The organism is Streptomyces harbinensis (assembly GCF_900116145.1).
Classification (GTDB): domain Bacteria; phylum Actinomycetota; class Actinomycetes; order Streptomycetales; family Streptomycetaceae; genus Streptomyces; species Streptomyces carpaticus.
This window is the reverse complement of record NZ_FPAB01000001.1, coordinates 916,670-927,731: the sequence shown is the minus strand read 5'-3', so window position 1 is coordinate 927,731 and position 11,062 is coordinate 916,670. Positions and strand designations below refer to the sequence as shown.

The 11,062-nt window shown below is 74.4% G+C and carries 11 protein-coding genes; 8 read left to right on the top strand and 3 right to left on the bottom strand.

The genetic code is table 11. From position 1 onward, the window contains the following. Positions 1-97 precede the first annotated feature (97 nt). Positions 98-1,108 carry a TAXI family TRAP transporter solute-binding subunit gene (locus BM385_RS04135; RefSeq protein WP_093842200.1) on the bottom strand — a complete coding sequence of 337 codons (1,011 nt, stop codon included), beginning with the start codon at positions 1,106-1,108 and terminating at the stop codon, positions 98-100. A gap of 163 nt (positions 1,109-1,271) precedes the next feature. Here BM385_RS04135 and miaB point away from each other — a divergent pair, with 163 nt between their 5' ends. Genes miaB through BM385_RS04120 form a run of 3 tightly spaced genes read left to right on the top strand, consistent with a single transcriptional unit; the run spans position 1,272 to position 3,764 of the window. Continuing rightward, positions 1,272-2,720: a tRNA (N6-isopentenyl adenosine(37)-C2)-methylthiotransferase MiaB gene (miaB, locus tag BM385_RS04130; protein WP_380979213.1), complete on the top strand. Its 1,449-nt coding sequence runs from the start codon at positions 1,272-1,274 to the stop codon at positions 2,718-2,720. Next, complete coding sequence (locus BM385_RS04125) at positions 2,710-3,024, top strand: hypothetical protein (protein ID WP_093842198.1); 315 nt, start codon at positions 2,710-2,712, stop codon at positions 3,022-3,024. The genes miaB and BM385_RS04125 overlap by 11 nt, the downstream gene beginning before the upstream one ends. Before the next feature lie 23 nt (positions 3,025-3,047). Then, entirely contained in the window at positions 3,048-3,764 is a 717-nt protein-coding gene (locus BM385_RS04120; RefSeq protein WP_093842197.1) for a class III extradiol dioxygenase subunit B-like domain-containing protein, read from the top strand. A 75-nt stretch (positions 3,765-3,839) separates the two neighbouring features. On the opposite strand, the gene BM385_RS04115 is transcribed toward BM385_RS04120, so the two are convergent. Together BM385_RS04115 and BM385_RS04110 are read right to left on the bottom strand one after the other, a co-directional pair. Next, the gene (locus BM385_RS04115) at positions 3,840-4,064 is read right to left on the bottom strand and encodes an antitoxin (RefSeq protein WP_237751352.1); all 225 of its coding nucleotides are present in this window, start codon (positions 4,062-4,064) and stop codon (positions 3,840-3,842) included. 44 nt (positions 4,065-4,108) lie between these two features. Next, the gene (locus tag BM385_RS04110) at positions 4,109-4,351 is read right to left on the bottom strand and encodes a hypothetical protein (protein ID WP_019435099.1); all 243 of its coding nucleotides are present in this window, start codon (positions 4,349-4,351) and stop codon (positions 4,109-4,111) included. 117 nt (positions 4,352-4,468) lie between these two features. On the opposite strand from BM385_RS04110, the gene miaA reads away from it, so the two are divergent. The 5 genes from miaA to hflX all read left to right on the top strand — a co-directional run bounded on the left by miaA (position 4,469) and on the right by hflX (position 11,010). Further along, the gene (gene miaA / locus BM385_RS04105) at positions 4,469-5,419 is read left to right on the top strand and encodes a tRNA (adenosine(37)-N6)-dimethylallyltransferase MiaA (RefSeq protein ID WP_093842196.1); all 951 of its coding nucleotides are present in this window, start codon (positions 4,469-4,471) and stop codon (positions 5,417-5,419) included. A gap of 110 nt (positions 5,420-5,529) precedes the next feature. Further along, positions 5,530-6,006 carry a hypothetical protein gene (locus BM385_RS04100; protein ID WP_019435101.1) on the top strand — a complete coding sequence of 159 codons (477 nt, stop codon included), beginning with the start codon at positions 5,530-5,532 and terminating at the stop codon, positions 6,004-6,006. A gap of 52 nt (positions 6,007-6,058) precedes the next feature. Further along, positions 6,059-6,925 (top strand): diaminopimelate epimerase, encoded by an 867-nt coding sequence (gene dapF, locus BM385_RS04095; RefSeq protein WP_093842195.1) that lies wholly within the window; start codon positions 6,059-6,061, stop codon positions 6,923-6,925. 329 nt (positions 6,926-7,254) lie between these two features. After that, positions 7,255-9,384, top strand: coding sequence for a RelA/SpoT family protein (locus tag BM385_RS04090; RefSeq protein ID WP_026047657.1), 2,130 nt, complete (start codon positions 7,255-7,257; stop codon positions 9,382-9,384). A 216-nt stretch (positions 9,385-9,600) separates the two neighbouring features. After that, on the top strand, positions 9,601-11,010 hold the full coding sequence (hflX, locus tag BM385_RS04085) for a GTPase HflX (protein WP_019435104.1): 1,410 nt from the start codon (positions 9,601-9,603) through the stop codon (positions 11,008-11,010). Positions 11,011-11,062 lie beyond the last annotated feature (52 nt).

The following is an 11,062-nucleotide window of genomic DNA, read 5'->3' as shown; positions in this document are numbered from 1 at the left end:
AACCGGGGACTACACGCCCGTCGAGGCTAGATCACTTCCGCCGCCCGCACGAGAGGGCCGTGGCCCGGCCCTGCGCGCCGTGCTCCCGGCCGCCGGCTCAGGACTTGACCGACCGGTAGTACTCCCGCGCCCCCGGATGCAACGGCAGCGGCTGGGTGTAGATCGCGGTCCGCAGATCGACCCGCTGCGCCGCGTGCACCTGCGAACCGATCCGGTCCCGGCCGTTGATCACCGAACGGGTGATCTGCTCCGCCACCGCCGCGTCCACCCGGTCCGTGGTCACCAGCAGATTCGCCACCGCCACCGTGTCGATCACCTGGCTGCCCGCCACGTCCGGGTACGCGTCCGGCGGCAGCACCGCCGCCCGGTAGTAGTCGCGGTACGAGCCGCCCTCGCTGCGCAGCGCCGGTACCAGATCCCCCAGCGGCACCAGCCGGATCCCGGTGTGCGCGGACAACTGCTCCACGGCCGAGGTCGGCAGCCCGCCCGACCAGAAGAACGCGTCGATCCGGCCGGCCTCCAGCATCGTCGGCGTGGTGTTGATGCCCTGCCGCACCGCCGTGATGTCCCGGTCCATGTCCAGCCCGGCCGCCTCCAGCAGCTCCCGCGTCACCAGCTGCACCCCGGACTGGTCCTGCCCCACCCCGACCCGCAGCCCCGCCAGGTCGGCGGCCCGCTGCACCGGCGAGTCCGCCCGGACGACCAGCTGCATGTAGTCGTCGTACAGCCGGGCACACGCCAGCAGCCGGTCCGCGTCCTTGCCGCCCGCCGCCTGGTACGAGGCCAGCGAGTCGGCCGTCGCGATGGCGAAGTCCGCCTCGCCGGAGATCAGCCGCTCGATGTTCTCCACCGAACCGGCGCTGCCGCGCAGCGTGATGTCCAGATCCGGGGCGTCCCGCGCCAGCTGCGTCTGGAGGAGCGGCCCGTAGCGCGCGTACACCCCGCTCGGCACCCCGGTGCTCAGCGTGACGCTGCCGGTCAGCCGCTCCTGGCCCCGGGTGGCCGGGGCCCACAGCACCACGCCCAGCAGGACGAGGGCGACGGCGACGGCGAGCAGGACCGGCACCGGGCGGCGGCGCAGCGGGGCGGGGACGCGCAGGGAGGGCATGCCGGAATCCTGGTCGCTGCCCGCCCCCGGAGGCAAGGCCGGGCCGCCGGCGGGGGCACGTAAACTGGGAGATCCGCTGTATCAGGTCCCGGATCTTCATGGATTGAGCACTCGCATGCCGGAAGTCACGCGCACGTACGAAGTCAGAACGTTTGGCTGCCAGATGAACGTTCACGACTCCGAGCGCATGGCCGGCCTGCTGGAGCAGGCCGGTTATGTCCGTGCGGGCAAGGACGCCGAAACCGCCGACGTCGTCGTCTTCAACACCTGCGCGGTACGGGAGAACGCCGACAACCGGCTGTACGGCAACCTCGGGCAGCTGGCCCCGAAGAAGGCCGCCAGGCCCGGCATGCAGATCGCGGTCGGCGGCTGCCTGGCCCAGAAGGACCGGGACACCATCACCCGCCGCGCGCCGTGGGTCGACGTCGTCTTCGGCACCCACAACGTCGGCAAGCTGCCGGTGCTGCTGGAGCGGGCCCGCGTCCAGCGCGAGGCGCAGGTGGAGATCGCCGAATCGCTGGAGGCGTTCCCCTCCACGCTGCCCACCCGGCGCGAGAGCCCGTACGCGGCCTGGGTTTCGGTCTCCGTCGGCTGCAACAACACCTGCACCTTCTGCATCGTCCCGGCGCTGCGCGGCAAGGAGAAGGACCGCCGCCCCGGGGACGTGCTCGCGGAGGTCGAGGCCCTGGTCGCCGAGGGCGTCCTGGAGATCACCCTCCTCGGGCAGAACGTCAACGCCTACGGCTCCGACATGGGCGACCGCCAGGCGTTCTCCAAGCTGCTGCGGGCCTGCGGCCGGATCGAGGGCCTGGAGCGGGTGCGGTTCACCTCGCCGCACCCGCGCGACTTCACGGACGACGTGATCGAGGCCATGGCCGAGACGGAGAACGTCATGCCGCAGCTGCACATGCCGCTGCAGTCCGGCTCCTCCCGGGTGCTCAAGGCGATGCGCCGCTCCTACCGGCAGGAGCGCTACCTCGGCATCATCGAGAAGGTGCGCGCCGCCATGCCGGACGCCGCCATCTCCACCGACATCATCGTCGGCTTCCCCGGGGAGACGGAGGAGGACTTCCAGGAGACCCTGCACGTGGTGCGCGAGGCGCGCTTCGCGCAGGCGTTCACCTTCCAGTACTCCAAGCGACCCGGCACCCCGGCCGCCGAGATGGAGGGGCAGGTGCCCAAGGAGGTCGTCCAGGAACGGTACGAGCGGCTGGTCGCCCTCCAGGAGGAGATCTCCTGGTCCGAGAACAAGCGCCAGGTCGGCCGCACCGTCGAGGTGCTGGTGGCCGAGGGCGAGGGCCGCAAGGACGACGCGACCCGCCGGCTGTCCGGGCGGGCCCCCGACAACCGGCTGGTGCACTTCGCCCGCCCCGCCGAGCCGGTCCGCCCCGGGGACATGGTCACCGTGGAGATCAGCTACGCCGCCCCGCACCACCTGCTGGCCGAGGCCCCGCCGAGCGCCGTGCGGCGCACCCGCGCCGGGGAGGCCTGGGAACTGCGCAACGCCGCCCCCGCCGAGCCGAAGGGCGTGCTGCTCGGCCTGCCGACCGTCGGCGCCCCGGCCCCCGCGCCGGCCGCCCAGCCGGGTGGCGGCGGATGCAGTGTCTGTTGACCTGCACAAGGGAGAGCGGTCGCGCTGGTGGGGCCTGATCGTCGAGGAGAACCTGCGGCGCGGCAAGACCCGCTGGTGGGGGGCGCGGCTCCTCGGCGAGCACTACGGAGCGCATGCCGGCGCGGTCCAGGCCCCGCAGCCGCTGGTGCACCGCCACCGGCCGGCTCTTCCCCGCACGGTGCGGCATCAGCGGATCCACCGGGAGGAGAGCGGCTTCCCGGCTCTCAACACGGGTACCAGCGGGGCCGCGTACCCGGCCCGGTTCGTGGTCCGGGAACTGGTGTGGGACTCGGGTAAGCGCTGACCCGCGCCACTACGCTGATCAGCATGCTTGTCGCCGCCGCCGTGTGCCCCTGCCCCCCGCTGCTGGTTCCCGAGGTGGCGGGAGGTGCCGCCGCGGAACTGGACACCGCGCGCGCCGCCTGCGCCGACGCGCTCGCGGTGCTCGCCGCCGCGCGCCCCGGACGGCTGGTGGTGGTCGGCCCCGCGCTCCCCGAGGCCCGCGGGGCGTACCCGGAGGGCTCGCCCGGCTCGTTCCACGGGTTCGGGGTGGACCTCGCGGTACGCCTCGGGCGCGCCGCTCATCCCGGACACGACGGCCGCGCCCTGCCGCCCTCACTGGCGGTGGGGGCCTGGCTGCTGGCGGAGCACCGCTGGGACGCGGCGCCCGTCGAAGGGCTCGGCATCGGCGAACTGCTGGAGCCGCCGCACTGCGCCGCCACCGGCGCCGAGCTGGCCCGGGACACCGACCGCCTCGCGCTGCTGATCATGGGCGACGGCAGCGCCTGCCGCACCCCCAAGGCGCCCGGCGCCTTCGACGAGCGCGCCGCCGCCTTCGACGCGGACGCCGCCGCCGCGCTCGGCCGCGCCGACCTCGACGCGCTGGCCGGCCTCGACGCCGGCCTGGCCCGCGAACTGCGCGTGGCGGGCCGCTCCGGCTGGCAGCTGCTCGCCGGGGCGGCCCGGGGCGCGGACCTGGCCGGCGCCCTGCTCTACGACGACGCCCCGTACGGCGTGGGCTACTGCGTCGCCGCCTGGTCCTGAACCCGCGGAAACGACGGAGCCGGCCGCGAGGGGTGCGCCCCGTCGCGGCCGGCTCCGCTGTGTGCGGGAGGTCTGTCAGGAACCGCTCTTCGCGGGCTTGCCGCCGTCCTTGCCGTCCTCGTCGTCGGCGAACTTGCCGAGCGCGTCCTTGGCCTTGTCCGCGCCGTCCTCGATGCGGTCGGTGTACTTGCCCTTGGTCAGGGAGTTCGCCGCGTCGGCGGCCTTGTCCAGGCCGACCTCGACCTTGTCACGGTGCTGGCTGAGCGTCTGCTTCAGCTTGTCGACATTGAGCCTGTCCATGAAGCCCATCCCGGCCACCTGCTTTCTCACGTGCTGCCAACGGCCTACTGCTGCTGACGAGCGCCCTCGTCGGTCTCATTATCCGCCGCTTCACCGGCCGCCGTCTGCTTCGGGATGTCGACGGTTTCCGGCGCCGCCGCCGTGGTCTGCCCGCTCTCCCCGGACGGTGCGCCCTGCTCCGTGTCGGGCGCGGCACCGTCCTGCGCGCCGGGCGCGGACTCCGGCGCGCGCTCCGTCCCGTCCGCCCGGCGCCGGAACCGGCCGAAGACCTTGCTGACCACACCCATGAGCTGCTCCTGATCCTTGTGTGTCCCTGCCGTCCCCCGAGGTGGAAACGACCCCGGGCGCCTCCCGTCACGTCGCTCGTTCGTGGTGGCGCCCGCCGGTCTGCGAGACTGCACCGGATGAACACCGCAGCACCGACCCCGCAGGTCATCGCCGTCGTCGGCCCCACCGCCGCCGGCAAGTCCGACCTGGGCACCGCCCTCGCCCGCCGGCTGGGCGGCGAGGTGATCAACGCCGACTCCATGCAGCTCTACCGGGGCATGGACATCGGCACCGCCAAGCTGACCGAGGCCGAGCGCGCGGGCGTGCCGCACCGACTGCTCGACGTCTGGGACGTCACCGTCACCGCCAGCGTCGCCGAGTACCAGCGGCTGGCCAGGGCGGAGATCGACCGGCTGCTCGCGGCCGGCCGCACCCCGGTGCTGGTCGGCGGGTCCGGCCTCTATGTGCGCGGCGTGCTGGACAGGCTGGAGTTCCCCGGCACCGATCCGGCGGTACGGGCCCGGCTCGAGGCCGAGCTGGAGGCGGTGGGCAGCGGCCCGCTGCACGCCCGGCTCACCGCCGCCGACCCGGCCGCCGCCGCCGCGATCCTGCCCGGCAACGGGCGGCGCATCGTACGGGCCCTGGAGGTCATCGAGATCACCGGCCGGCCGTTCACCGCGAACCTGCCGGCGTCGGGCGAGGACGCCGGGCACTACCGGGCGCTCCAGATCGGCATCGCCACCGACCGGCCGGCGCTGGACGCGCGGATCGCCGCCCGGGTGGACCGGATGTGGGCCGCCGGCCTGGTCGAGGAGGTGCGCGGCCTGGAGCCCGCCGGGCTGCGGGAGGGGCGGACGGCCTCGCGCGCGCTGGGCTACCAGCAGGTGCTGGCGGCGCTGGCCGGGGAGTGCACCGAGGAGGAGGCGCGGGCCGAGACGGTGCGTGCCACCCGGCGCTTCGCGCGGCGGCAGGAGACCTGGTTCCGGCGCGACGCCCGCGTGCACTGGCTCGACGGCGCCCCGGACGCCGGTGGCGCGCCCCTGGCGGACCGGGCCTGGGAGCTGCTCGAACGGACGGTCACATCCTGATCACGTGATGGCATCGGGACGCTCCCCGGGGCCGGTCCCGGCGCCCCGCCGTGCCATCATCGAGCGATGCCGCAGCCGTGAAGACCGATCGCTAGGGAGGGCACGTGGCGATGGAGGCCGGCCCTCGCGAAACAGACGGAACCACCGGAGACATCCCCCGGCAGCACCGGGGCGAGCTCCCCGCAGCACGGCTGCCCGAACCCGGCGCGCCGGCGGGTGAGGACGCCCCCGAGGAGAGCGGGGAGCGCGCCGAGTCGTACGGCGAACTGCGCCCGCCGCGGCGGCTGCGCGTCCTGCACATCGTGCCGATCGTGCTGCTCGGCCTGCTCGGCTCGCTCATGTTCGCCTTCCCGCTGGCCTTCACCTTCGACGACGGCGGCGCCGTCGTCGCGATGACCGGGCTGCTCATCGGATGCAGCGCGGCAGGACTGGGCATGATGGCCGCCCTGCGGGTGGGCTACACCCTGCCGGGGCTGCCGCCCCGGGGCTCGGGACGCCGCCCCGACTGGCGGCTGATCACCCTGTACGGGCTGGGCATCGCCCTGCTCGCGGCGCTCGCCGTCAGCCGCGTCGCGCTGCTGCGCTGAGCGGGACCGCGCCGGACGGCGGGGGCCGCGCCCGCCGGATACGATCGGGCAGATGAGCACCGCACGGCAGTCCGTACCGTTCCTCAAGGGCCACGGCACGGAGAACGATTTCGTGATCATTCCCGACCCGGACGGGCGGCTGGAGCTGTCCGCCGCGGACGTCGCGCGGTTGTGCGACCGGCGCGCCGGGATCGGCGCGGACGGCCTGCTGCGGGTGGTGCGCACGGCGGCGCACCCCGAGGCGCGGGCGCTGGCGGACGAGGCCGAGTGGTTCATGGACTACCGCAACGCGGACGGCAGCATCGCGGAGATGTGCGGCAACGGAGTCCGGGTGTTCGTGCGCTACCTCCAGCGGGCCGGCCTGGTCAAGGACGGCGAGGTGCCGGTGGCCACCCGGGCCGGGGTACGGCGGGTCCGGGTCGCCGGGGACGGGCCGCTGACGGTCTCCATGGGACCCGCCCGGCTGCCCGGCGGCGACGGCGACTCGGTGACGGTGCGGATCGGGGAGCGTTCCTGGCCCGCCCGCCACGTGGACATGGGCAATCCGCACGCGGTGGCGTTCGTGACGGCGCTGGCGGACGCGGGCCCGCTGCTGAGCCCGCCCGAGGTGCGGCCGGCCGAGGTGTACCCGCACGGGACGAACGTGGAGTTCGTGGTGGACCGGGGCCCGCGGCACGTCGCCCTGCGGGTGCACGAGCGCGGTTCCGGCGAGACCCGCTCGTGCGGGACGGGCGCCTGCGCGGTGATGGTGGCCGCCGCCCGCCGCGACGGCCGGAACCCGGTGGCGGACGGCGAGCCCGCCGCGTACACCGTGGACGTGCCCGGCGGCACCCTGCACATCACCGAGCACCCGGACGGCGACATCACCATGACGGGTCCGGCGGAGATCGTGGCCGAGGGCACGGTGACCCTGCCCTGAGGCCCGGCGCGGGATCCGTCCCGCGATCCGGTGCGCACCCGCGGGCGCGCGGGGCCGGTCACGGGCCCCGGGCACCGTCCTCCGCCCCGGCTGTCCCACCGGTGACCCGGATCACACGACGGCGGCCCGACAGCCGGTCAACTCCCCCTCCAGGGCTGGCTTTCGGACAGACTGGCCGGGACATTCGTCGCTCGAACGGGTGATCCGGGCGGGAAGGGGCGACCGGCGGACGGGCCGGGGTGATCAGCTCGGTACCATCAAGCACCGGCGCCGCTGCGGAGATTGTCACGGGAGCGACGCGGCCCGGTGACACAGCCGGGAGGTGCCCCTTGAGTGCAGAGGCGATCGGACCCAGCAAGGCCGCCCGTGCGCGGCGCGGGCACCGGATCGACGTGCTGAGACTGCGCCGGCTCGGCCGCGCCGCCGTGTTCGGCCCCGCGGCCCCCCGCCACCGGCTGCCCGACGCCATCGAGCACATCGCCCAGGTCCACCGCCGTCACCACCCCGGCGCCGACCTCGACGCCCTGCGCCGCGCCTATCTCCTCGCCGAGTCCGCCCACCGCGGTCAGCTGCGCAAGAGCGGCGAGCCCTACATCACCCATCCGCTCGCCGTCACCCTCATCCTCGCCGAACTCGGCGCCGAGACCACCACCTTGACCGCCTCGCTGCTGCACGACACGGTCGAGGACACCGAGGTGACACTCGACCAGGTGCGCGCCGGCTTCGGCGCCGAGGTGGAACTGCTGGTGGACGGCGTCACCAAGCTGGAGAAGGTGGAGTACGGCGCCGCCGCCGAGCCCGAGACCTTCCGCAAGATGCTGGTGGCCACCGGCACCGACGTCCGGGTGATGTCGATCAAGCTCGCCGACCGGCTGCACAACATGCGCACCCTGGGCGTGATGCGCCCCGAGAAGCAGGCCCGCATCGCCCGCGTCACCGACGAGGTGCTGATCCCGCTGGCCGAGCGCCTCGGCGTCCAGGCGCTCAAGACCGAGCTGGAGGACCTGGTCTTCGCCATCCTCCAGCCCGCCGAGCACGCCCGCGCCCTGGAACTGCTGCGCGCCCACCAGGCCGGCCCGGAGCCGCTGGAGAAGGTCGCCGAGCGGGTACGCCTCATCCTGCGGGAGGCGGGCATCGCCGCCGAGGTCCTCATCCGCCCCCGGCACGTCCTCTCGCTCCACCGGGCCCTGCTCAAACGCGGCGGCCTCGGCCCCGGTGGCTTCGGACGGCTGCTGATCCTGGTCGCGGAGGACGCCGACTGCTACGGCGTGCTCGGCGAGCTGCACACCTGCTTCACCCCGGTGGTCTCCGAGTTCAAGGACTTCATCGCGGCCCCCAAGTTCAACCTCTACCGCTCCCTGCACACCGCCTTCGCCGACCGCGACGGGCTGGTCGCCGAGGCCCTGGTGCGCACCCACGCCATGCACCGCGTCGCCGAGGCCGGGGTGATCGCCCTCGGCGATCCGCACCGCGCCACCGCGCCGGAGAACCCGCAGACGGCGGAGCCGGCGGCGGGCGGCGAGCCCGGCCGCCCCGGCTGGCTCTCCCGGCTGCTGGACTGGCAGCGCCAGGAGCCCGACCCCGACACCTTCTGGACCGCGCTGCGCGCCGAACTCGCCGAGGACCGGGAGATCACCGTCTTCGCCGAGGCCGACGACGAGGGCCCGCTGCAACTGCCCGCCGGCGCCACCTGCGTCGACGCCGCCTACGCCCGGCACGGCCGGCTCGCCCACACCTGCATCGGCGCCCGCGTCAACGGCCGGCTCGCCACGCTGCGCACCGTGCTGCGCGACGGGGACACCGTACGGCTGCTGCTGGACCCCGACCCGGGCCCGTCCGCCGGGCCCGCCCCGGAGTGGCTGGAGTACGCCACCACCCCCGCCGCCCGGATCCCGATCCGGCGCCGGCTGGAGGAGCAGGCCCACCCCGCCGAGCGCGCCGCCGCCCCGGCCCCCGTGGCCGCCGCCCCGCACACCCCGGCCCCCGCCCGTACCGAGCCGGCCGCCGAGCCCGTCGCGCTGGTCGGCGAGGCGCCCGGCGCCCCGGTGCGGCTGGCCCGCTGCTGCACGCCGGTGCCGCCGGACCGGGTGTGCGGCTTCCTGGTGCGCGGCGGCGCGGTCACCGTGCACCGCGAGAGCTGTCCGGTCGCCGGCCGGATGACCGCCGCCGGCCGCCACGCCCTGGAGGTCGGCTGGCGCTCGCCCTCCATCGGCTGCCGGGTCACCCTGTACGCCGAGTCGCTGGGCCGCCCGCATCTCCTCGCCGACCTCACCGAGGCGCTGGCCGCCCAGGGCGCGGCCGTCCTCCAGGCCGAGGTGGAGCCGCCCCGGCAGCAGCGGGTGCGCCACACCTACACGCTGCGACTGCCCGATGCCTCCGGGCTGCCCGCCCTGATGCGGGCCATGCGCTCGGTCCCCGGGGTCTACGACGTGTCCCGGGCGGCCCGGCCGCGGGGGTGAGCCGGCCGCAAACCCGGGTGACGCCCCGGTTCCCGCGTGCCACCATGGAGAGCGCACCGGACAGCGGGGGAATCTTCCGCCGCTCCCGGGCGTTGTGGACATCACAGACGGCTGCCGTCGCAGCCGCTCCGCCGACGACTAAGGATCGCATTGACGTTTTCATCCCTTCCTCAGGAACAATCACGCCCCGCCGCGAGCCGCCGGGCCGACGCCCTGATGGATGAGGACGCGGACTGGAGCACGTTCGACGAAGAGCGGGACGGCGAACAGTACGAGCGCGACGAGCGCGCCGCGCTGCGCCGGGTGGCCGGGCTCTCCACCGAGCTGGAGGACGTCACCGAGGTCGAGTACCGCCAGCTGCGCCTGGAGCGTGTGGTGCTGGTGGGCGTGTGGACCTCGGGCACCGCTCAGGACGCAGACAACTCCCTCGCCGAGCTCGCCGCCCTGGCCGAGACGGCGGGAGCGCTGGTGCTCGAAGGGGTCACCCAGCGCCGTACCAAGCCCGACCCCGCCACGTACATCGGCTCCGGCAAGGCACAGGAGCTGCGTGACCTGGTGCTGGAGACCGGCGCCGACACGGTGGTGTGCGACGGTGAGCTGAGCCCCGGACAGCTGATCAAGCTGGAGGACGTGGTCAAGGTCAAGGTGGTGGACCGCACCGCCCTGATCCTGGACATCTTCGCCCAGCACGCCAAGTCCCGTGAGGGCAAGGCGCAGGTCTCGCTCGCCCAGATGCAGTACATGCTGCCGAGGCTGCGCGGCTGGGGCCAGTCGCTGTCCCGGCAGATGGGTGGCGGCGGCGGTGGCGGCATGGCCACCCGTGGTCCCGGTGAGACCAAGATCGAGACCGACCGGCGGCGGATTCGCGAGAAGATGGCGAAGATGCGCCGGGAGATCGCGGACATGAAGACCGGCCGGGAGGTCAAGCGCGAGGAGCGGCGCCGGCACCACGTGCCGTCGGTCGCCATCGCCGGATACACCAACGCCGGCAAGTCCTCGCTGCTCAACCGGCTCACCGGCGCCGGGGTCCTGGTGGAGAACGCCCTGTTCGCCACCCTGGATCCGACCGTCCGGCGGGCCGAGACCCCCAGCGGGCGGCTGTACACCCTGGCGGACACCGTGGGGTTCGTGCGGCATCTGCCGCACCACCTGGTGGAGGCGTTCCGGTCCACGATGGAGGAGGTCGGCGAGGCCGATCTGATCCTGCACGTGGTGGACGGCTCGCACCCCGCGCCCGAGGAGCAGCTGGCCGCGGTGCGCGAGGTCATCCGCGAGGTCGGCGCCTCCCAGGTGCCGGAGATCGTGGTGATCAACAAGGCCGACGCCGCCGACGAGCTGACGGTGCAGCGGCTGCTGCGCGCGGAGCGGCGGGCGATCGCCGTGTCGGCGCACAGCGGGCTGGGCATCGAGCAGCTCCAGGCGTGGATCGACGACGAACTGCCGCGGCCGGACGTCGAGGTGACGGCGCTGGTCCCGTACACCCAGGGCGGGCTCGTCTCCCGGGTGCACTCCGAGGGCGAGGTGCTGAGCGAGGAGCACACCGGTGACGGCACGCTCCTGACCGTCCGGGTCCATCCGGACCTGGCAGCGCAGCTGGAGCCGTTCACACCGGCCACCCAGGGCTGATCGCGCGCGGGGCGCCGTCCCGCGCACCGCACCGCAGGGCTCTCCCGGTACG

Bases quoted from the DNA above. Each gene is read 5' to 3' on its own strand.
- BM385_RS04135 (WP_093842200.1), bottom strand. From the start codon at position 1,108: ATGCCCTCCCTGCGCGTCCCCGCCCCGCTGCGCCGCCGCCCGGTGCCG.
- miaB (WP_380979213.1), top strand. From the start codon at position 1,272: ATGAACGTTCACGACTCCGAGCGCATGGCCGGCCTGCTGGAGCAGGCC.
- BM385_RS04120 (WP_093842197.1), top strand. From the start codon at position 3,048: ATGCTTGTCGCCGCCGCCGTGTGCCCCTGCCCCCCGCTGCTGGTTCCC.
- BM385_RS04115 (WP_237751352.1), bottom strand. From the start codon at position 4,064: ATGGACAGGCTCAATGTCGACAAGCTGAAGCAGACGCTCAGCCAGCAC.
- BM385_RS04110 (WP_019435099.1), bottom strand. From the start codon at position 4,351: ATGGGTGTGGTCAGCAAGGTCTTCGGCCGGTTCCGGCGCCGGGCGGAC.
- miaA (WP_093842196.1), top strand. From the start codon at position 4,469: ATGAACACCGCAGCACCGACCCCGCAGGTCATCGCCGTCGTCGGCCCC.
- BM385_RS04100 (WP_019435101.1), top strand. From the start codon at position 5,530: ATGGAGGCCGGCCCTCGCGAAACAGACGGAACCACCGGAGACATCCCC.
- dapF (WP_093842195.1), top strand. From the start codon at position 6,059: ATGAGCACCGCACGGCAGTCCGTACCGTTCCTCAAGGGCCACGGCACG.
- hflX (WP_019435104.1), top strand. From the start codon at position 9,601: ATGGATGAGGACGCGGACTGGAGCACGTTCGACGAAGAGCGGGACGGC.